We start from the raw sequence: 20,473 nt of genomic DNA, 5'->3' as shown, positions 1-20,473 counted from the left end.
CACCCCGCCCCGGCGGCAGCCCCCGCCTCCGCCGAGGCCTGACGCCGAAGCCTGACGCCCGCTCAGCCGACCGGCGCGGGCGCGGTCGAGCCGCGCAGCACGAGGTGGGTGCCGAGCACGAGCGAGCCCTGGCTCGGGCCGTCGTCGGACCAGTCGCCCTTGCGGCCGGTGTCCTGCGGCCCGACGGCCAGGCGCACCGCGGCCCGGCCCATCTCCTGCAGCGGGATGTGCACGGTGGTCAGCGCGGGGACGGTCTCGGCGGCCACCGGGACGTCGTCGTAGCCGACCACGGAGACGTCGTCGGGGACCCGCCGGCCGCCGTCGCGCAGCGCCTGGAGCGCGCCGGCGGCGGTCGCGTCGTTCGCGGCCAGGATCGCGGTGAAGTCCAGCGCGTCCGCCAGCGCCCGGGCGGTGCGCTCGTAGCCGAAGCGCCGGCTGAACTCGCCCTCGACCACCAGCTCCGGGTCCACCTTCAGTCCTCTGCGTTCGTGCGCCAGCCGGTAGCCGGCCACCCGGTCGCGCTGGGTGGAGATGCCGGGCCAGCCGCCCAGGTACAGGATCCTGCGATGGCCGAGGCCCATCAGGTGGTCGGTGGCGTTGAGCGCGCCGTGCTCGTTGTCGTAGTGCACCGCCGCGGAGGGCGCGGGGGCGGCCAGCGGCGGGCGGCCGCAGAGCACGAGCTTCGATCCGGCCGCCGCCATGGCCTTGGCCCGCCCGGCCAGCTTGCTCTGGTGCCGCTCGTCCAGCAGCGCGCCGCCGACCAGGATCACCGCCTCGGCCCGCTGCTCGTACAGCAGCTCGATGATCTCGAGCTCGCGGTGCTCCTCGCCCAGGGTCGAGCCGATCAGGCAGATCCGCCCGGCGGCGGCCGCCTCGCGCTGTATCCCGTGCACGATCAGGCTGAAGAAGGGGTCGACGATCTCGCTCACCACCACGCCGACGGTGCGGCTGGTCACCCCGGCCAGCGCGCGGGCGTGCGCGTTGGCCACGTAGCCCAGGGCCCGCACGGCCTTCTCCACCCGTTTGCGGGTCTCGGCCGCGACCGGGTAGTTGCCGTTGAGGACACGCGAGACGGTCGCGGTGGACACCCGGGCGCGCTCGGCGACGTCCTGCAGGGTCGCTCGACCCTCGGCGACGGCCATGTCAGCGGTTCTCCCTTCCTTCGTCATTACGCTGTCATTCTCTCCTGCGACGGGGTGTTACGCGATCCTGGCGAGACCGGCCGCGTCCACGGCGTGGCGCACCGGCCGGCCGGCCGCGATCCGCTCGACTTCCGCCACCGCCAGATCGCCGAGGCGGGTGACCTCGTTGCCCAGCGCGCCGGCGATGTGCGGGGTGACGAAGGCGTTGGGGGCGTCGTAGAGGGCGTCGCCGCCCTCGAGCGGCTCGGGCTCGGTGACGTCGAGCACCGCGTCGATCCGGCCGCTGAGCACCTCCCGGCGCAGCGCCTCGGTGTCCACCAGGCCGCCGCGGGCGGTGTTGATCAACACCGCGCCGTCGGGCATGAGCGCGAGCTGCTCGGCGCCGAGCAGGTTGCCGGTCTCGGCGGTGAGCGGCGCGTGCACGCTGACCACGTCGCAGCGGGCGAGCAGCTCGGGCAGCGCGCTGCGGTGCACGCCCGGATCCCGGGTCAGACCGGCGTCGGTGTAGGGATCGTAGAGCAGCACCGTGGCGCCCAGGACCTCGCGCACCAGGCGCACCACCCGGGCCCCGATCCGCGAGGCGCCGATCACCCCGACCGTCAGGTCCCTGGTTCCGATCCAGGGCAGCCCGGTCAGGTCGCGGTGCGAGCCGTCCTCGTCGACGCTGCCGGTGCTCAGGCGGTGGGCGAGGGTGAAGGCCCGCTTGGCCCCGAGGATGACCGCGGCCAGGGTGTACTCGGCGACGGGCACGGCGTTGGCGTCGGCGGCGTTGCTCACGGTCACGCCGCGGGCGAACACGGCCGGGTCCACCAGGGCCTTGACCGTCCCGGCGCAGTGCACGACGTGGCGCAGACGAGGCATCAGCTCCAGCTCGGCCGGGCCAAGGCGCGGGCTGCCCCAGCCGGTGATCAGCACTTCGCAGGCGGCCAGGTCCTCACGCAGCGCCGGGTCGTCGAACCCGCCGACGGCGGTGCGCGGCCCCAGCCGGACACACTCCTCCAGCCGCCGCCGGGCCTGCGCGGTGAACACGGCGGCGGTCATGCCGGGGTCCAGCGCCAGCAGGGCCCTGGGCCCGAGACGGGGGGCCGAATCGGTGGGCGCGGACGCGGGCGATTCCCCCTCAGACTTCGAGATCATGGGTCCGGATAGTACGCGCTTGCTGTTGCATTTACCAGCAGTTCTCGCGAAACCCTTGACGAAACCTGCAAGCGCTTACCAAACTCTGTCGGCATGGAAGAGCTGAGGATCGGCGTGATCGGACTGGGTGCGCGCGGCGGGTTCGCGCGGCACTTCCACCGGCCGGGGCACGGTGCGCGGTTGGTGGCCGCGTGCGACCTGCGCCCGGCGGCGCTGGCGTCGGCCGGGGCGAAACTCCGGTTCGAGCGCTGGCCGGACCCGGCCGTGACCGGCACGACCGAGCCGGCGGACCTGCTCGCGGCCGACCTCGACGCCGTGGTGGTGCTCACCCCGGACGACACGCACGCCGAGCTCGGGGAACTCTTCCTCGAGGCCGGGATCGCGGTCTACCTGGAGAAACCGATGGCCACCACGGTCGAGGATTGCGACCGGCTGCTGCGCGCAGCCGAGCGCACCGGGACCGTGCTGCACGTCGGGCACAACATGCGGCACATGCCGGTGGTCACGCAGATGCGGGAGCTGATCCGCTCCGGCGCGATCGGCGAGGTGCAGAGCGTGTGGTGCCGCCACTTCGTCGGCCACGGCGGCGACTACTACTTCAAGGACTGGCACGCCGACCGCTCCCGCAGCACCGGGCTGCTGCTGCAGAAGGGCGCCCACGACCTCGACGTGATCCACTGGCTGGCCGGCGGCTACACCCGGCGGGTGAGCGCCTTCGGCGATCTGCGGGTCTACGGCCGGATCGCGGACCGGCGGGACAACTCCGACCGGGAGATGCAGGACTGGCTCTCCTACGACAACTGGCCGCCGCTGGCCCAGCGCGAGCTCAACCCCGTCATCGACGTCGAAGACCTCTCGCTGGTGAACCTGCAGCTGGGCAACGGCGTGCTGGCGGCCTATCAGCAGTGCCACTTCTCCCCCGACTACTGGCGCAACTACACCGTCATCGGCACCGAGGGGCGGCTGGAGAACTTCGGCGACGGGGCCGGCGGCGTCATCCGGCTGTGGAACCGGCGCCACGACTACCGGGCCGAGGGCGACGCCGAGTTCCCGATCGCCGCGGGCGAGGGCGGGCACGGCGGCGGCGACAGCGCCATCGTCACCGAGTTCCTGCGCTACCTGCGCGAGGGCGGCGCCCGCTCGGCCACCCCGCTGGCCGCGCGCGAGGCGGTGGCCGCCGGGGTCACCGCGACGCTCTCGCTGCGCTCGGGCGGCACCGTGCTCGAGGTCCCGGCAGCGCCGGTCGGCGCGCGGGCCGAGCGCTCGCGCGCGATCGGGTCCGCCGAGCCGGCGCCGGACGCCGCGACCGCGCCGACGCCCACGATCACGACCGAACCCGCCACACCCGCGACCGAGCCGGCGCCCTGACGCCCCCGCTCACCGTTTCGTCCTTCCCTTCCCTCGATCTCACGCAAGGAGGCGCGATGTCCCTTTGGGAGCGCGTCAAACGCGACCGGGTGCTGCTGGCCATGCTCGCCCCCGGCTTCCTGTTCTTCCTCGTGTTCTGCTACGGCGCGCTGTTCGGCGACATCGTGGCGTTCGAGGACTACCAGCCCTACACCGGATTCCTCGGCAGCGCCTGGACCGGGCTGCAGAACTTCTCCGCCGTCTTCGCCGACCCGGTGTTCTGGCAGTCCGTGCGCAACACGCTGGTGATCAACGGCGTGGCCCTGGTGCTGTGCTTCCCGGCCCCGCTGGCCCTGGCGCTGATGCTCAACTCGATCCTCAGCGGCAAGGTGCGCAAGTTCGTCCAGTCCGTGGTCTACCTGCCGCACTTCATCGGCTGGACGATCATCGTGGCGCTGTTCGAGCAGGTGCTCGGCAGCGGCGGCGCCTTCACACACCTGGAGTCGGCGCTCGGGCTCGGGTCCTGGAGTCCGATGTACTCCGACGGCTTCTTCCCGTTCCTGCTGGCGTTCGAGGCGATCTGGAAGGACTGCGGCTGGGGCACGATCATCTTCCTGGCCGCGCTGATGAACATCGAGCCCGCGCTCTACGAGGCGGCCGCGCTGGACGGGGCCGGGCGCCGGCACCGGTTCACCGCGGTGACGCTGCCCGCGGTGATGCCGGTGACGGTACTGCTGCTCATCCTGCGCCTGGGCACGCTGCTGGCCAGCGGCTTCCAGCAGATCCTGCTGCAGCAGGGCAACGTGAGCCTCTCCTCCAGCCAGGTCATCGACACCTACGTCTACTCGCAGGGCATCGCCTCGGGCAACTGGGGCCAGGCCGGCGCCATCGCGCTGGTCGAGACCGTGGTCGGGCTGCTGCTCGTGCTCGGCGCCAACAAGGTGGCGCACCTCTTCGGACAGGACGGGTTCTACCGCCGTGAAAGCTGACACCGCCTCCCCCCGACGCCCGCTGTGGCAGGAGAAGCCGAGCCTGTTCGGGCAGGGCGGCAAGACCGTCGCGATCGTGGTGATCTCGATCCTGGTGCTCTACCCGTTCGTGGCCGTGCTCGGCACCTCGCTCTCCAGCGAGACCGAGATCGCCGAACACGGCGGCCTGGTGCTCTGGCCGGCGCATCCGACCCTCAACGCGTACCGGATGATCTTCACCGGGAGCGTGGTCACCCGCGCCGTCGTGGTCAGCCTCGCCATCACCCTGGCCGGCACCGCGTTCAGCCTGCTGATCACCGTGCCGATGGCCTACGCGCTGGCGCAGCGGCGGCTGGTGGGCCGGCGCTTCTTCCTGATGGCCGCCCTGTTCACGATGATGTTCAACCCCGGCATCATCGCCAACTTCCTGCTGGTGACGAACCTGGGCCTGAGCAACAGCTACTGGTCGCTGATCCTGCCCAGCCTGGTCAGCGCGTTCAACCTGGTGATCCTGCGCTCGTTCTTCATGGGCCTGCCGCAGGAACTCTACGACGCGGCCTCGATCGACGGGGCCGGGGACCTGCGGATGCTGCTGCGGCTGGTCATCCCGCTGTCCAAGGGCGTGATCGCGGTGGTGACGCTGTTCACCGCGGTGGGCTACTGGAACGAGTGGTTCAACGCCCTGCTCTACCTCAACGACTCCACCAAGTGGCCGCTGGCCTACGTGCTGCGCTTCTACGTGGACTCCGGCCAGTCGCTGGTCCCCCCGTCGGTCACCGCGGACGCGGGCGTGGCCCCGCAGGCGGTGTCCATGGCGACGGTCGTGGTCAGCATCGTGCCGATCGTGGCGCTCTACCCGTTCTTGCAGCGCTACTTCACCCGCGGCGTGCTCACCGGCGCCGTCAAGGGCTGAACCTCCGGCCCCGTCCCAGTCCCCACTCCCCGCTCCACCTCCTGGCTCCACCCTCTCCCGTCGGCCCCGGCCGACCTCCACGAAAGGGCACCAACTCATGTCAGGCTCCTTCCTCAACGGTGCGCGCACGAGCCGACGCGGCTTCCTGCGCGGCGGTCTCGGACTGGTCTCGGCGAGCGCGTTCGGCGGCCTGGCCGCGACGACGCTGGCCGGCTGCGGTTCGACCACGGCGGACGGTACGGCCACGGTCAACTCGACCAGTGTGCTGCCGAACTTCATGCCGTTCACCGGCGTCACCCCGGACATAGCCGCCACCTCCACCGGTGTGCCCGCGGTGTTCTACAGCTACCCGGCGAACCCGGTGGCGGCGTACGCCACGCCGCCGCTGAGCGGCGAGACCATCTCGGTGATCACCAACATCTTCAACTCGGTGCCCCCGGCGCTCGGTTCGAACACGGCGTGGCAGGCCGTGCAGAAGGCGCTGGGCGCGACGGTGGACTTCACCATGGTCGGCTCGGACGACTACTCCACCAAGCTCAACACCACCATCGCGTCTGGGAACCTGCCGGACGTGATGCTCTACACCGGCTACTCCAATCCGACCGAGGCCGCGCCGACCGACGTGGCGAGCTTCCTGGCCGCGGAGTGCGCGGACCTGACGCCCTATCTGTCCGGGGACAAGGTCAAGGCGTACCCGCACCTCGCCGCGATCCCGGCCATCGCCTGGGAGCAGTGCGTGTTCGCCGGGAAGCTCTCCATGCTGCCGATCCCGCGCAACGTCACCACCGGTTCCGGCATGTACCGCAAGGACCTGTTCGCGCAGGTGGGCATCAGCGACCTGAGCGAGATCAGCTCGTCGGACGACTTCCTGACCGCGTGCAAGGCGCTGACGAACCCGGCCAAGAACCAGTACGCGCTCACGGCCTACACCGGCTACCCGTACGCGGCCGGCATCATCCAGCAGTCCTTCGGGGTGCCGTGCGAGTGGCGGGCCGAGGGCAGCGGCAAGCTGACCTCGATGTACGAGACCGACGAGTTCGCCGCGAGCGTCGAGTTCCTGGCCAAGCTGTACGCGGCGGGCGTGTACGTGCCCGGCTGCGAGGGCTTCACGAAGAACCAGATGGTGGACTCGTTCGAGTCGGGCAAGGCCGCGTACTGCCCGGACTCGGTGCCCTCGTTCCAGAAGTACTGGCCGGCCATGGCCGCGATCAACGCGAAGTGGAGCATCGACCTCGCGGCCCCGTTCACCGCCTCCGCGCAGTACAAGCCGAACGCCTGGCAGGACAACATCCTGTTCGCCTCCTCGATGATCAAGAAGGGCAGCCAGTCCCGGATCGAGACCATCCTGAAGTTCGCCGACTTCCTCGCCTCGCCGTTCGGGACGAAGGAGTACCTGCTGCTCAACTACGGCGTCGAGGGCACCGACTACGCGATGGACAAGGGCAGCCCGATCCTGAACAACACCGGCACGAACGAGACCCAGGTGCCGTGGAAGTACACCGTCGCCCCGTCCCAGGCGATCTTCATCCCCGGCTTCAACGACTGCGCCACCGCGCAGCACGCCGCGATGGCCAAGCTGATCCCGATGGCCGTGGGCAACCCGTGTTCGAACCTGAACTCGCCCGCCTTCAACGAGAAGGGCTCCGAGCTCCAGACCCAGTTCACCGCCACCGTCAACGAGATCATCGCCGGCAAGCAGCCGGTCTCCGCACTGGCCGGCGCGGTCAAGGCCTGGCAGTCCGGCGGCGGCAACACCATCCGCTCGCAGTTCGAGCAGGCGCTGGCCGCCTCGAAGGGCGGCTCGACCGCCTCGGCCGCCTCCTGACCGGCTGATCGACTGATCATCCGATTGCCTGATCGCTGATCGGCTGATCGGGATTGCGGGAACACATCAGGGCGGGTGCCTCGCGGCCCCCGCCCTGATCGTCGTCTGGCGTGGCGGGGGTCAGGGAGTGATGGTGAGTGGTTCGCCGGGGTTGATGACCTTGACCGGGACGTCGGGGACGAGGCGGTGGACGGCGTCGACGAAGAGGGCGGGGTCCTTGTCGCTCTTGAGGAAGAGCGTGTCGCCTACGGTGCCGCCGGTGAAGGCGTAGTGCTGGGGGATGGCGAGTTTGGGGCGGAGGGTGGCGGTGAGCTCGGCGGCCTCTTCGGCGTTCATGACGACTTGCCTGCTGCGTGGTATCCGGGTGTGCAGGCCGTTGACGGGGAGCAGTGCGACGTCGAGTGGGCCGTAGCGGTCGGTGAGGGTGTGCAGTTCCGGGATGAGCAGCGTGTCTCCGGCGAAGTAGACGCTGCGCCCGCCGCCGCTGATGACGAAGGTGACCTCGTAGACACCGTGCTTGCCGGGTGCCGCGGAGACGGTCAGGTCGCCGACCCGCGCGGATTGCCACGGCTCGAGCGCGCGGACGTTGCTGAATCCCGCCTTTCGAGCCTTCTCGAGGACCGGTCCGGCGACCAGGAGCGGCACGTCCTTGCGGGGGTAGCGGCTGAAGGCTTGGAGGTCGCAGTGGTCGTAGTGCTCGTGGCTGATCACGACCGCGTCGAGGTGCGGCAGTGCCTCGGGCTGCAGGGCGATCGGTTCGCCCGGGTGGTAGAAGGTGCGCTGGGAGAACCAGGGGTCGGTCAGCACGGTGAGGCCGCCGATCTGGATCAGGTGGCAGCTGTGGGTGATCCGGGTGATGACGAGCGGCTCGGTCATGGGGTTTTCCTCGTCGATCGGGCGATGGATAGGGAGGCGGGCAGGTCGATCGCAGTTCGATGTGCGCGGGCGGGCCGCACGCTCAGCGCTCGGCCGCGTGCGTCAGGTGCAGGCCGCCGAGCGGTGTGCGCTGCGCGAGGATGACGCGCCGGCTGATCCGCCAACTGCCGTTCTCGAGTCGCAGGGTGTCGCGGTGCGTCACGCTGCCTACGGACCCGTCGGCCATGATGATCAGCCCCTTGGACTGCGCGGTGGCCTGGTCGTCCTCGTGACCGGTGATCACGATGTTCGTGAGGCGGTGCGCGATGGGGTTGCCCGCGCCGAGCGCGAGAGCGCCGTTTCTGATCGCCGCGGTGCCCTCGAACGTGCCGGCTCCCACGTCGCTGAGGTCGTAGACGGCCTCGGGCGTGAAGATCTCCTCGAGCCGGTCCAGCTCGCCCAGGTCGAAGATGTGTCCGGCCAGAGCGAGGGTCCGGTCGATGGCCCGGTGGTCCTCTGTGGTCAGTTCGTGCAGCATGAGGTTCTCCGTCCATGTTGGTACTGAGTACCAAAACATACCGAGTTCCTTCCGGGACGGCAACCGTCCAGGGTAGGCTGCGCGCATGACCTCGTCGCGGCCTCTCGTCGAACGCAAACAGCGCCAGGCGCGGCAGCGCATCATCGAGGCCGCCCAGGAGCTGTTCCAGGAGCACGGCTTCGACGGCGTTTCGGTCGGCGACATCGCCGAACGCGCCGAGGTCGGACGCACCACGTTCTTCCGCCACTTCCGCGACAAGCAGGAGGTCGTGTTCGCCAGGGAGCAGGAGTTGCTCGACCTGGTCGCCGCGGCCGGCCAGGCGGACGACGCCCCGCCTGCGCGCAGCGTCACCGAGGGCGTCGAGCAGCTGGGCCCGATCCTGCTCGCCCTGTGCGCCCAGGCGACCGCCGACCCCGCGGGCTACACGCGCCACTTCGCGTTGATCGAGCAGCACCCAGAACTACGCGACCGCGACGCCGTGAAGATGCAGCAGTTCGGGGACAAGCTGAGCGAACTGCTCATCCGACGCGGATCCGATGAGGCAACCGCCGTCCTCGCCGGCCAGATCGCGCTTGCCTGCTTCCAGACCGCCAAACGCCTCGGCAACAATCCGCGCACCCTGGCGGACGACACCCGCGCGGCACTCACCCGAGCGCTGACTCTCGGAACCGCCACCACCAGCACGGCAAACCCGTAAACGCGGGTAGTGCCGTGTTGCCTGGCCGAGGACCTCAGCCAGGCGAACATCGCTGCTACAGCACTAGTCGCGCGGTGCGCTCACCTTGAACACCCACACGTGGCTGCCGCTCTCGCGTGCGGCCTGGGGCACCTCGACGACGAGCGCGCCCGACGCGTCGTGCGACCAGGTGAGCTGCTCGGCGTATCCGCACAGCGTCACGCGCGAGCCGGGGCGGATCGGCACGGCCGCCTCGACCACGAGCCGGTCGCCCGGTTCGGTGAGCGCGTGGATGTAGAAGGCTTCGTCGCTCTCGCCCGTGCCGTCGCCCGCGCCTGCGCCTTTGAGCGTGAAGCGCAGGTCGCCCAGTTCGGCCGCGCGCCACCAGGGCGTGGTGTCGTAGACCGCCTCGCCGTTGACGCGCAGCCATGCGCCGAGTTCGGTCAGCCGCTCGCGCATGACTTGGGGGATGGTGCCGTCGGCGCGGGGGCCGATGTCGAGCAGGAAGTTGCCGTTCTTGCTGACGATGTCGACGAGCTGACGCACGGCCTCGGTCGTGGTCATATAAGCATCCTCGGGCGTGGCCGCGTTGTAGCCGTACGAGTGCGGATCCAGGCCCCGGCTCGCTTCCCAGGCCGCGGGTACGGTCCCGGCGAAGGTCGCGTACTCGGGGGTGCGGAAGTCGTATGCGTAGATGCCGCCGCGGCTGTTGACGGCGACGTCCTTGGGCGCGGGCCGGTTCTTGGCCTGGTTGTAGTAGCCGGGCACGACGTGGACGGAGTCGTTGGCCGCGCCGCTGATGTCGAACCAGATCAGGTCGGGGTCGAACAGCTCGACAAGCTCGCGGGTCTGGCCGCCCTGGTAGTCGTGGATGTAGTCGTAGCCCGGGGTGTAGCCGGTGTAGGGCACGGATTCGCCGGTGTACGGGTTGCGCGGGGCGTGCTCGTACCAGGGGGCGTCGGGGTTGAAGAACTCCGGCTGGGAGAAGTAAATGCCCTGGTACAGCCCGGGGGCGTGCCGGTCGGCCGCGTCGAGCAGCTCGCGCAGCAGGTCGCGCTTGGGCCCGAGGTGCGCGCAGCTGCGCTGGGACAGGGCCGTGTCCCACAGGCAGAAGCCGTCGTGGTGCTTGGCCGTGAACACGAAGTAGCGCGCCCCGGCCGCGGCGATCAGCTCGACCCAGTCGCGCGGGTCGAACCGGTCGGCGGTGAACATCGGGATGAAGTCGTCATAGGCGAAGTCCTCGCCCCACTCGCGCGAGTGGTGGCGGTGCGTGGCCGTCTCGGGGTCGTCCATCCGCGCCCAGTACCACTCGGAGTAGTCCTCGCCGACCGGGGCCCAGGCCGGGACGGAGTAGACGCCCCAGTGGATGAAGATCCCGAACTTGCCTCCGGTGAACCAGTGCGGGGCGCGGTGGGTGCGCAGCGACGCCGTGGTCGTGGCGTAGTCGGGCACGCCCAGTGTCAGCGGCACGGACACCTGCTGGGCGGGCCGTCCGGCGCGGTGCAGGACGAGCCGGCCTTCGGCGGGCGTACCGGGCGCGATCCCGGCCGGGGCCGTGAGCCCGATCCGCACCCGCGCCTGTTCGCCGGGCGCCAGGGCCCTGATGTGGGCGGTCGTGGTGGTCGATGATGCATGGTCATCGGCGGCGAGCGGCACGGTGAGGCTGACGGTCAGTTCGTCCGCCTCGGTCAGCCAGGCGTCGCCGACGTTCACGAGCGTGGCCTCGACGGTCTGCGGCGCGTCGCCGAGCATCGCGGGCGTGCAGCGGGCGCCGCGCACGGCCAGGGCCGCGCCGCCGGGGACGCGCGGCTGCAGGGTGAGGGCGAACACGTGCAGCTGCGGCGCGGCGGACCCGGACCTGGCCGCCTCGCCGGCGACCACCTCGTCTGACGCGGCGTCGGCGGTGGCGGGAAGTACGAGTGCGGCCGGAACGCGCTCGGGATCGAGCGGGACCTCGAGGCACCAGAGCGAGACCGTGGTCTGCTCCTGCACGCCGCCGTCCGGGCCGTAGCGGTATCCGGCCTCGAAGACGCCGCCGGGGCCGAGGTAGCCGGGCGCGGTGAGCGTTGTCGTGCTGGTGGCGCCGTCGGTGTACAGGACGGTGAACGCGCCGGACACGGCCGCGCTCGAGCCGGTGCCGATCGGGCGGGCCACCGAGCCCGCGGCGAGCAGCAGCGCGCTGTGCGCCGAGACCGGCGGCAGCTCGATCCGCTGGCCGCGCGCGACGACGTTGTCGAGCGGCGCGTCCGATTCGGCCAGCGGGACGAGCAGGTACGGCACGCCGCCGATCTCGCACCGGCCGTCCGCGCCCTCGCCCTCCGGGCGCGGCAGTTCCTCGACGGGCAGCGCGTGCCCGACGCCGTCGAGGTCGGCGGTGCCCGCGCCCCGGCCCGCGCGGGCGAAACCCCGATTGTCGAGGTACGCCCGGAGCGGGACGGGCAGCGGCGGCGTGGATGGGGTGGTCATGCGGACTCCTGGAGCGAGAAGGGATCCAGCCGGCGCGGTATGCGCTTGCTGAATCCGGTCAGCCTGACTGATCTCTTACCAGGAAATGACCATAGTATGCGCTTACTATCCTGGTCAACGCACCAGGAGCGCGGCACCACCGGCGGGCAGACCTCCGGCGGCCGGGGCCTGAACCGGCGGAGCGTCGGTCGGGCGGCGCGGGCCGATCACCCGGCCGTCCGGCAGCAGTTCTCCGGTGTCCTCGAAGAGCACCACCCCGTTGCACAGCAGGCTCCAGCCCTGCTCGGGGTGCACGGCCACGGGAATCGCGGCCTCGTGGTCGGAGGCGTCGGCGGCGGGGCAGGCCGGCTCGTGGGCGCAGGCGCGTCCGAGGGGAGCCGGAGACGAAAGGGGGGAAGCAGTCACAGATCTCACCACGTGCTCGGTTGTCACTCGGGATGGGTCGCGGAACTCGGGATTCGTCGCGGAGGGCGGGAGAACCGCGGATGATGCGCGTTGTATCCGATTTGTGCCTTTTACACGCTTATGCGCTGCGTGGTTCTCTCGAGTATTCACCGGTGCGCCCACGCGGGACCTTACAATTTGGTAACGGTTTGGAGTCGACCGTTTGACCTGCCCGGGGGCAACCGACCCGGCCGCCGACCGCGTCGTGATCGTCAAGCGCGGCGCGATCGGGACTCACGGCGTGGCCGCGAAGAGCGCGAAGAGAGGCGTCCGGACGTGAAGGTACTGGTCACCGGCGGGGCCGGGTTCATCGGCAGCACGATCTGCTCGGCCCTGATCGACCACGGGGGTACCCCGGTCATCCTCGACAGCCTGGTCACCGGGCGCGAGTCGTTCACCGAGGGACGCGAGTTCTACCGCGGCGACGTGGCCGACGGGGCGCTGCTCGACCGGATCTTCACCGAGCACCCGGACATCGAGGCGGTGGTGCACTGCGCGGCGCTGATCGTGGTGCCCGACTCGGTGCGCGACGCGCGGCACTACTACCGGGAGAACGTCGGCAAGACCATCGACCTGCTCGGCCACCTCGAGCGCAACGGCTGCCGGCGGCTGCTGTTCAGCTCGTCCGCCGCGATGTACCAGCCCGGCCCGGACTTCACCGTGGACGAGGACTCCGCACTCGACCCGGGCAGCCCGTACGCCTCGACCAAGGCGATGGTGGACCGGGTCCTGGCCGACGTGGCGCACGGCGCCGGGCCGGGCGGGCTGCGCGCGGTCTCGCTGCGCTACTTCAACCCGATCGGCGCCGACCCGAAGATGCGCACCGGCCTGCAGCTGCTGCACCCCACCCACGCGCTCGGCAAGATGGTCGAGGCCTGGGAGCAGGGCTCGACCTTCTCCCTCACCGGCACCGACTGGCCCACCTCCGACGGCACCGGCATCCGCGACTACATCCACGTCTGGGACCTGGCCACCGCCCACGTCGCCGCCCTGACCAGGTTCGACACCCTGGTGGACGACGAGCGCCCGCACACCGTGATCAACCTCGGCACCGGCCGCGGCGTGACGGTGCGTCAGCTCGCCGAGGCCTTCGGCACCGTCACCGGCACCGCACTGCGCACCCAGGACGCCCCGGCCCGACCCGGTGACGTGGTCGGCGCCTACACCCGCTGCGAGCGCTCGGCCGCGCTGCTCGGCTGGCGGGCCGAGTACGCGCTCGAAGACGGCATCCGGCACGCGCTGGAGTGGCGCGCCCGGCTGCTCGAACTCTGATCCGAGGCCCCGCCATCCGCTCGCGGTGCTACACGCCCCATTCCTCCCGCAGCGCGGCGAGCGCCTGGTGGAAGCCGGGGAAGGTCTTCTTGACGCAGCCCGGGTCGTCCAGCGTGATACCCGGGGTGCGCAGGCCGGTCACGCTGAAGGCCATCGCGATCCGGTGGTCGCCGCGACAGGCGATGTGCGCGGGCGCCGGATCGCCCGGCCGGATCTCGATCCAGTCCCGGCCGAGTTCCACCTCGACGCCGAGGGCGCGCAGGTTCTCGGCGCAGGCGTCGAGCCGGTCGCACTCCTTGACCCGGGTGTTGTAGACGTTCTCGATCCGCACCGGGCCGTCGGCGAAGGGCGCGATCGCGGCGAGGGTGGGCATCGTGTCGGAGATGTCGCGCATGTCGACGGTGATCGCGCGGAGGCGGCCGTCCGCCGGCCCGGTCACGGTCAGCTCGTCCGCGTCCATCCGCACCTCGGCGCCCATCGCGGCCAGCACGTCGGCGAAGTGCACGTCCCCCTGCAGCGCGTCGCGGCCGAGCCCGGGCACCGTCACGCTGCGGCCGGTGACCGCGGCCGCGGCGAGGAAGTAGCTCGCGGTGGAGGCGTCCGGCTCAACGAGGTAGTCAGTGGCCTCATACGCGCCGGCGGGCACGTGGTAGGTCTCGCCCTCGCGCCGCACCGGCACGCCGAAGCGCCGCATCATGGCCGTGGTGATCTCCACGTAGGGCGCGGAGACCAGGTCGGTGACGGTGATCGCGAGCCCCTCGGCGGTGAGCGGCCCGACCAGCAGCAGGGCCGTGAGGAACTGCGAGGAGAGCCCCGCGTCCAGGGTCAGGTGCCCGCCCTTGATCCCGTCGGCGTGCACGGTCAGCGGGTGGTGGCCCTCCGCGGCCTCGTGCCGCAGGTCCACCCCGAGCTCCCGCAGCGCGCGGGTGAGCGGCCCGACCGGACGCCGGCGCATCTGGGCTGAGGCGTCGAAGTGGAACACCCCGTGCCCGGCCGCAACCAGCGCGGGCAGGAAGCGCGAGGTGGTGGCGCCGTCGCGGCAGAACACCGAGGCCTCGGCCGCCGCCGGACCCTGCGGCCGCCCCTCGACCGTCCACGCCGACGGCTCGCGGGTGAGCCGATAGCCCAGCGCGGCCAGCCCCTCGGCGAACCCGGCCGTGTCGTCCGAGTCCAGCGGCCTGCGCAGCGTCGTGGTCCCGGCGGCCGCGGCGGCCAGGAAGAGCGCGCGGTTGGTGATGGACTTCGACCCGGGAACCTCGACGACTGTCATACCGCGAGCCTACGATCGCCGCGCCGGTCGGGGCCGGGAATTCCAGGAAGTGGAAACCGGCCGCGGGCTCGGGCGATCCATCCATATCGCCCCGTACGGTGTCCCAGGAGAACCGGGTGCGCACATGGCCGTCGGCGGGGAGTACCAGGTCCGCTTCCTCGATAGATATTCGATTCCTTATTCAGCTCGCGTCCTGAGCGTACTGCGGCCCGGCAGGTAAGGTCTTGTCTCACTGATACGCGCGAGGGCCGGACGACTGCGGGAGCGAGCGATGGCGGATGAGCGGGCGCAGCCCGAGGGCGCGGGTCTGGTCGGCTTCCTGAGCCTGGAGGAACTCGACCGCGGCCTGTTCCGCGGCTGGTGCCACGACGGCACCCCGCTGCGCGCCTTCGGCGGCCAGGTCGCCGGCCAGGCGCTGACGGCCGCGAGCCGGACCGTGCCCGCGTCGCTCGCGGTGCACTCCCTGCACGGCTACTTCCTGCGCGCCGGCCAGACCTCGCACCCGATGATCTACGCGGTGGAGGACCTGCGCGACGGCCGCACCTACGCGACCCGGCGGGTGACGGCGCGTCAGGACGGCGAGGCGATCTTCGTGCTCTCCGCCTCGTTCAAGCTGGCCGAACCCGGCGGCCACGACCGCCAGCCGACCCCGCCGGACTCACCGGACCCGGGCGAGCTGCCGGACTACTTCGAGCTCTGGGCCAGCATCGACCCGCAGGGCGCGGAGAACGCGGCGATCCGCCAGGCCGTGGAGGTGCGCTACATCAGCGCCGAGAGCACCGACGGCGTGGAGGGCGTGACGCAGCAGAAGCTGTGGGTGCGGGCCCTGGACCGGCTGCCGGACGACCCGGTGCTGCACACCTGCGCCCTGACCTACGTCTCCGACCTGATGCTCGCCCCGACCACCGCGCTCGCGGTCGAGCCGATCCGGGCCGTGCGCACGATGCCCGCCACGGTGTTCCTCACCTCGCTCGACCACGCGCTCTGGTTCCACCGGCCCTTCCGCGCGGACGAGTGGCTGCTGATCGTGCAGGAGAGCCGCACCGCGGGCGACGGCCGGGGCCTGGCCCGCTCCGAGGTGTGGACGCGGGACGGGCGCCTGGTGGCCAGCGCCGTCCAGGAGACCGTGCTGCGGCCGTTGCGCGCGCCGCGGTTGTGAACTGGACGCCGGGCCGAGCCGAGCCGAGCTGAGCCGGGTCGGGGCGGGGCGGGCCGAGCCGAGGTACCGGCCGGGGCGGCTCAGTGTGCGTGTTCGAGCATCCGCAGCTGCTCGGTGAGCGTGTCCACCCGGCGGTAGGTCAGCCCCAGCATCGCCACGTGCCGCCACCGCACCGTGCCGTGCGCGTCGAGCAGGAACACCGCCCGGCGCAGCCCCTTGTCCGCCAGGGAGACGCCGTAGGCCTCGGCCACGGACAGGTCGCAGTCGGCGAGCAGCGGCATGGCCAGCCCGTGCTTGCGTGCGAACGCCTCATGGCTCTCCACGCTCTGCGGGCTGATCCCCCACACCGCCGCGTTCAACGCGGCGATCCGGTCGAGCCCCGAGGAGTACGAGCACAGCTGACGGGTGCACACGGCCGTGTCGTCGCCCGGATAGAACGCCAGCACGAGGGGTCGGCCGCGATGCTCGGAGAGCGAGTACTCGCGGCGTTCGGCGCGACCCGCGGCCAGACGTACCCCGGGCAGTGAGAAGCCGGGTGCGCCTTGCCCGGCGGAAGGGATCTTCGCCACGGTCTCACTCTAAGGTCAACAAGCCCGGCACGTACTGGTGAATGCGGCGGACGTATGTATGTCGAGGGCGCTTCGGCGCCATGGCTCGGCCCCGGAGCGAACACACCGCTCCGGGGCCGGGTGGTCCGTCTGCCCGGCGGGTGGGTACCGCCGGGCAGATGTCAGACGGTCAGCATGCTCGGGCTGGCCGCCTTGCTCGTGCTGATGAAGCTGTCCGGCACCGGGTACTGCCCGAGCACGAAGTTGAGGGTCGCCGCGTGCATCGCCTCGACCGGCGCGATGCTGGCCGCGGTGGCGATGGCGCCGGAGTTGGAGACGTTCCCGATGGCGTACAGGTACGTCTCGGTGGCCTGGTTCTCCAGGCCCAGCGCGAGTTTGGCCACCGCGGCGGTGCTGGTCGCCGAGTTGACCGCGTTCGCCGTGGCCGCCGCGTTGGACAGCGGGATCCCGGTGATCGCGGCCAGCCCGGCGCCGGTGAGCACCGCGTTCCACGCCTTGGCGTGGTCCTCGTGCTGGCTCATCGCGGTCTGCATGAAGGTGGCGGCCGCCGGGGGCACCGTGCCGAGCGTGCCGGCCTTGGCGTTCGCCAGCGCCGCCTTGTACGCGGCCACGGCCTGGTTCTCCAGCGCCACGGCCAGTGCCACCACCTTCAGGTCTCCGGTGTAGCTGCCACCCGACGCGGTGCCGGCCCGGGTGTCCGGCGTCTGCGTGCCGGCGGAGGAGCAGGCGGCCAGCGCGGCCATCGCGCCGACCCCGCCCACGCCGAGCAGGAACCCGCGGCGGGCCAGGTTGCGCTCGGTGTGGAGCTGACGCACCGTGCCGCGCTCGTGCAGTTCCTCGACGTGCTCGGCCGCGCGCGCGTGCATCAGCGGCAGCACCTCGCGGTGCGCCTCATCCATCTCGCGGGTGAGCGCGGTGAGCTGGGCTTCGCTGCCCGGCAGCTCCCAGTCGGGCTTGGTGGTCACGAGACGGCCCCTTCACTGGTCGGGGAGGCTTGGGAGGTCGGGTAGAACGCGACGGGGATGCCCACGCTCCCGGCCGCCGCGGGCAGCTTCGCCACGTCGGTCGGGATGGCGACCAGGGCCTCGTCGTTGGCGTTGAGCAGCGCCTGCACGGACAGCAGCACCGAGCGGTGCTGCGCCTCGACCGGGGCCACCGAGCCGAACAGGGTGCGCAGCGTGGGCGTGGTCACGACGCTGACGTACTTCGTGTACGTCTGCGCGGCCACGTCCTCGAGTTGGAGCGCGAGCGCGACCACGTCGCCGGAGTTCTTGATGTTCGGCAGGTCGGCCTGCGCCTTGGCCGCGTACTTGGGGTCCACCCCCGTCTGCGTCTGGGCGCCCGCCTGGGTCAGCGCCGCGTTGAACGCCTTGCCGTGGGCCTCGTGCTGCGCGGCCGTCTTGGTGATGAACTCCATGACGGCGGCGTTGCCCGACTTGATGAACGACAGCTGCGACGCGGCGTTGTAGACCATGACCGCGAGGTTCTCGATGGACGCGGCCGTCTGCAGCGCCATGACGTCATTCTTGTCCGGGCTCCCGCTCGGCGTCGCGCTGGCGGCCTCGGCCCGGGCCGAGCCGAGCAGCACGGCCCCGGCGCCGAGCAGTCCGGCCGCCCACGCGCCCGGCCCGCGCCCACGCCGGGCCTCGCGCCGGTCCTCGGCGTATTCGGTCAGCGCCTGCCGGGTGATCCGGGTCGCGTCGCTGTTCAAGTCCTGCGACTGTTCGGTCAGGTGGGCTAGCAGCCGGGTGTCGATGGCTTCGCCATCCATCACGGCCTCCCGTTCTCGTCGAGTCGAGGACCGGACCAACCCGGCCCTCCGTGAGCACATTCGGCCGTTACTCGCCCGCGGCTTGGTACCCGACGCACTTCGGACCGGTTTACCACCCGTTCGTGTGACGCGTATTTCCCCGACGCGTCCATTCGGCGCAACGCGCGACGGCCCGGCTGACGTGGCGTCAGCCGGGCCGTGGGAGCGGGTTTTCTAGGCCGCCGTGGTCTCCGCGTCCTCGGTGCGCACGCGGTATCGGGCCTCGTCGAAGTCCGCCGCGTGCCCGTGCCCGTTGAGGTCCCACGCCCACAGACCGAGGAACGCCCCGGTGAACCCGAGCGAGCGGATCTGACCGTCCACCATGTCCTCCGCGTGTTCGTCGGAGAGCACCGTCGCGTCGTACTCCCCGCCGATGGGGCGCCAACCGTCGCCGGCCGCGCCGGCCGCGCTACCTGCGTCGGTCGCCTCGCTCGCGTCGCCGTCGCGGTACCGGAACCGCAGCCGCGCCCCGTCGATGTCCAGCCCGAGCTCCAACCGCGCGGCCCCGGCGTCGCCGCCCTCGATCACGTACTGCCCGGCCTCGTCCGAGAACAGGACCCCGCGGTCGCTCCCCGCCACGCGCAGCACCGTGCGCCCCTCGTCGCCCCGCGTGACGTGCAGGAAGTACCAGTTCTGTGTGTTGTAGTACGCGGTGATGCCGGCCAGATGCTGGAACGCGAGCGGCCGGTATTCGAGCACGGCCTCGAAGGAACACCGCGGCGCCGTGACCCGACGGGCCACCAGGCTCGGCCCGACCAGGCTGCGCGGCGAGCGCCCGCCCCGCAGCCGCAGGTGTGACGGACGCTCCGTCAGCGACACCCAGTCCGCCGTCGCGTGACGCCGCAGCGTAGACCAGTCGCCCCCGAGCTCCACCCCGTCGAACCCGTCGACGACCACGTGGTCACCCGCGCCAGCATCAGTACCCTGCTGCCCTGGCACCGCCACCCCACGCAGCGTCAGCTCCGGCCGTCCACCCTCGACCCGCGGCCATCCGTCCGCCGTCCACTCGACCCGGGCCAGCGCCGTCTCGCGCCCCAGCACGCACGGTCCGTGGCGCCCGGTCGGCCGCGCGACCAGGTACGCCAGGTACCACTCGCCGTCCGCGGCTTCGACCAGGCTGCCGTGCCCGGCCTTCTGCAGCGGCAGGTCGGGGTCGTGCATGGCGGTGATGAGCGGGCCGGCCGTGTCGCGCTCGTAGGGACCGGTCAGCGCGCGCGAACGGGCGACGGTGACGCGGTGCTCGTACCCGGTGCCCCCGTCCGCGGTCACCAGGTAGTACCAGTCGCCGCGCCGGTAGAGGTTCGGTCCCTCGATCCAGCCGGCCTGCGGCGGCAGCTCGATCCGCTCCGGCTCGCCGGTCAGCCGCTGCGTCGCCCGGTCGAAGGGCGTGGCCTCGAGCCCCGCCGACCCGCCGTGCCCCGGCCGCCAGTCGTGCACCAGGTTGATCAGCCAGCTCGACTCGCCGTCGTGGAAGAGCGAGGCGTCGAAGCCGCGGGCGTGCAGCAGCACCGGGCCGGACCAGGGGCCTTCGATGGACGCGGCGGTGACCAGGTAGTTGGGGCAGTCGGTGAACCCGCCCGCGTACGTGGAGATGTTGCTGTAGAGCAGGTGGAAGCGTCCGTCGGCGTACGTCAGGTTCGGCGCCCACACGCCGGCGGAGTCGGGCGTGCCGGTCAGATCCAGCAGCCGATCCTCCGTCAGCGCCCCGCCCAGCACCTCCCAGTGCGCCAGGTCCCGCGACCGGTGCAGGCGTACGCCCGGGCACCACTCGAAGGTCGAGTTCGCGATCACGAACTCCCCGTCGACGTAGACCATCGAGGGGTCGGGGTGGAATCCGGGCAGTGCCGGATTGCGGATCACCGCGGTCGGTCGCGCATCGTGGTCTTGCATGGAGTTGGCCCTCGCTTCCGACCGGAACGATCTTGACCTGCCCGACCGTAGCGTCGAAGGCGTTCGCGAACAACGCGCGACGCACTCCACAGCCGGGGCGCAGGAGGTCGTGGAGGGCTACAGCGCGGACTATCCGACCGTGCTGACCTTGCGCGACGTGCACGTCGACGCCACCGCCACGGTCTCCCAGTA

19 protein-coding genes are annotated in these 20,473 nt (G+C 71.3%); 8 read left to right on the top strand and 11 right to left on the bottom strand.

Annotated elements, in window-relative coordinates:
* Nucleotides 1–62: 62 nt before the first annotated feature.
* Together KDL01_RS26035 and KDL01_RS26030 are read right to left on the bottom strand one after the other, a co-directional pair.
* Nucleotides 63–1,142: a LacI family DNA-binding transcriptional regulator gene (locus tag KDL01_RS26035; protein ID WP_246577004.1), complete on the bottom strand. Its 1,080-nt coding sequence runs from the start codon at nucleotides 1,140–1,142 to the stop codon at nucleotides 63–65.
* Nucleotides 1,143–1,199: 57 nt separating this feature from the next.
* Entirely contained in the window at nucleotides 1,200–2,279 is a 1,080-nt protein-coding gene (locus KDL01_RS26030; protein ID WP_212531238.1) for a hydroxyacid dehydrogenase, read from the bottom strand.
* A 93-nt stretch (nucleotides 2,280–2,372) separates the two neighbouring features.
* Here KDL01_RS26030 and KDL01_RS26025 point away from each other — a divergent pair, with 93 nt between their 5' ends.
* From KDL01_RS26025 to KDL01_RS26010, 4 genes are all read left to right on the top strand, one after another.
* Nucleotides 2,373–3,647 (top strand): Gfo/Idh/MocA family protein, encoded by a 1,275-nt coding sequence (locus tag KDL01_RS26025; protein WP_212531237.1) that lies wholly within the window; start codon nucleotides 2,373–2,375, stop codon nucleotides 3,645–3,647.
* Nucleotides 3,648–3,703: 56 nt separating this feature from the next.
* Nucleotides 3,704–4,615 (top strand): ABC transporter permease, encoded by a 912-nt coding sequence (locus KDL01_RS26020; RefSeq protein WP_212531236.1) that lies wholly within the window; start codon nucleotides 3,704–3,706, stop codon nucleotides 4,613–4,615.
* The gene (locus KDL01_RS26015) at nucleotides 4,605–5,507 is read left to right on the top strand and encodes a carbohydrate ABC transporter permease (protein WP_307846598.1); all 903 of its coding nucleotides are present in this window, start codon (nucleotides 4,605–4,607) and stop codon (nucleotides 5,505–5,507) included. The genes KDL01_RS26020 and KDL01_RS26015 overlap by 11 nt, the downstream gene beginning before the upstream one ends.
* 97 nt (nucleotides 5,508–5,604) lie before the next feature.
* On the top strand, nucleotides 5,605–7,332 hold the full coding sequence (locus tag KDL01_RS26010) for an extracellular solute-binding protein (protein WP_212531235.1): 1,728 nt from the start codon (nucleotides 5,605–5,607) through the stop codon (nucleotides 7,330–7,332).
* A gap of 120 nt (nucleotides 7,333–7,452) precedes the next feature.
* Here the strand turns inward: KDL01_RS26010 and KDL01_RS26005 are convergent, their stop codons facing one another.
* Nucleotides 7,453–8,208, bottom strand: a complete 756-nt coding sequence (locus tag KDL01_RS26005; protein WP_212531234.1) for an MBL fold metallo-hydrolase — start codon at nucleotides 8,206–8,208, stop codon at nucleotides 7,453–7,455.
* An 82-nt stretch (nucleotides 8,209–8,290) separates the two neighbouring features.
* Nucleotides 8,291–8,725 (bottom strand): nuclear transport factor 2 family protein, encoded by a 435-nt coding sequence (locus tag KDL01_RS26000; protein ID WP_212531233.1) that lies wholly within the window; start codon nucleotides 8,723–8,725, stop codon nucleotides 8,291–8,293.
* 85 nt (nucleotides 8,726–8,810) lie between these two features.
* Between KDL01_RS26000 and KDL01_RS25995 the strand changes: the two genes are divergently transcribed.
* Nucleotides 8,811–9,422: a TetR/AcrR family transcriptional regulator gene (locus tag KDL01_RS25995; RefSeq protein ID WP_212531232.1), complete on the top strand. Its 612-nt coding sequence runs from the start codon at nucleotides 8,811–8,813 to the stop codon at nucleotides 9,420–9,422.
* 63 nt (nucleotides 9,423–9,485) lie between these two features.
* On the opposite strand, the gene KDL01_RS25990 is transcribed toward KDL01_RS25995, so the two are convergent.
* A complete protein-coding gene (locus tag KDL01_RS25990) occupies nucleotides 9,486–11,867 on the bottom strand; it encodes an alpha-L-fucosidase (protein ID WP_212531231.1) in 2,382 nt (793 codons plus the stop codon).
* 114 nt (nucleotides 11,868–11,981) lie between these two features.
* Nucleotides 11,982–12,272, bottom strand: coding sequence for a DUF5999 family protein (locus KDL01_RS45445; protein WP_307846597.1), 291 nt, complete (start codon nucleotides 12,270–12,272; stop codon nucleotides 11,982–11,984).
* Nucleotides 12,273–12,587: 315 nt separating this feature from the next.
* Between KDL01_RS45445 and galE the strand changes: the two genes are divergently transcribed.
* Nucleotides 12,588–13,583, top strand: coding sequence for a UDP-glucose 4-epimerase GalE (galE, locus tag KDL01_RS25980; protein WP_212531230.1), 996 nt, complete (start codon nucleotides 12,588–12,590; stop codon nucleotides 13,581–13,583).
* 28 nt (nucleotides 13,584–13,611) lie between these two features.
* Here the strand turns inward: galE and aroA are convergent, their stop codons facing one another.
* Nucleotides 13,612–14,853, bottom strand: a complete 1,242-nt coding sequence (aroA, locus tag KDL01_RS25975; protein ID WP_212531229.1) for a 3-phosphoshikimate 1-carboxyvinyltransferase — start codon at nucleotides 14,851–14,853, stop codon at nucleotides 13,612–13,614.
* Between the two features lie 271 nt (nucleotides 14,854–15,124).
* Between aroA and KDL01_RS25970 the strand changes: the two genes are divergently transcribed.
* Nucleotides 15,125–16,012, top strand: a complete 888-nt coding sequence (locus KDL01_RS25970) for an acyl-CoA thioesterase (protein ID WP_212531228.1) — start codon at nucleotides 15,125–15,127, stop codon at nucleotides 16,010–16,012.
* An 80-nt stretch (nucleotides 16,013–16,092) separates the two neighbouring features.
* On the opposite strand, the gene KDL01_RS25965 is transcribed toward KDL01_RS25970, so the two are convergent.
* From KDL01_RS25965 to KDL01_RS25950, 4 genes are all read right to left on the bottom strand, one after another.
* On the bottom strand, nucleotides 16,093–16,581 hold the full coding sequence (locus tag KDL01_RS25965; protein WP_212531227.1) for a peroxiredoxin: 489 nt from the start codon (nucleotides 16,579–16,581) through the stop codon (nucleotides 16,093–16,095).
* 161 nt (nucleotides 16,582–16,742) lie between these two features.
* Entirely contained in the window at nucleotides 16,743–17,546 is an 804-nt protein-coding gene (locus KDL01_RS25960; protein ID WP_307846596.1) for a ferritin-like domain-containing protein, read from the bottom strand.
* Nucleotides 17,543–18,352, bottom strand: a complete 810-nt coding sequence (locus KDL01_RS25955) for a ferritin-like domain-containing protein (RefSeq protein WP_212531226.1) — start codon at nucleotides 18,350–18,352, stop codon at nucleotides 17,543–17,545. The genes KDL01_RS25960 and KDL01_RS25955 overlap by 4 nt, the downstream gene beginning before the upstream one ends.
* Before the next feature lie 213 nt (nucleotides 18,353–18,565).
* Nucleotides 18,566–20,281: a glycoside hydrolase family 43 protein gene (locus KDL01_RS25950; protein ID WP_212531225.1), complete on the bottom strand. Its 1,716-nt coding sequence runs from the start codon at nucleotides 20,279–20,281 to the stop codon at nucleotides 18,566–18,568.
* Here KDL01_RS25950 and KDL01_RS25945 point away from each other — a divergent pair.
* A partial coding sequence (locus tag KDL01_RS25945) for a hypothetical protein (protein WP_212531224.1) occupies nucleotides 20,280–20,473 on the top strand: 194 nt, incomplete at its 3' end. The two genes, KDL01_RS25950 and KDL01_RS25945, sit on opposite strands and share 2 nt — an antisense overlap.

It is taken from the genome of Actinospica durhamensis, assembly GCF_018139695.1.
Taxonomy (GTDB): Bacteria; Actinomycetota; Actinomycetes; order Streptomycetales; family Catenulisporaceae; genus Actinospica; species Actinospica durhamensis.
The sequence above is the reverse complement of the archived record's forward strand: the minus strand, read 5'-3'. Positions and strand labels throughout refer to the sequence as shown.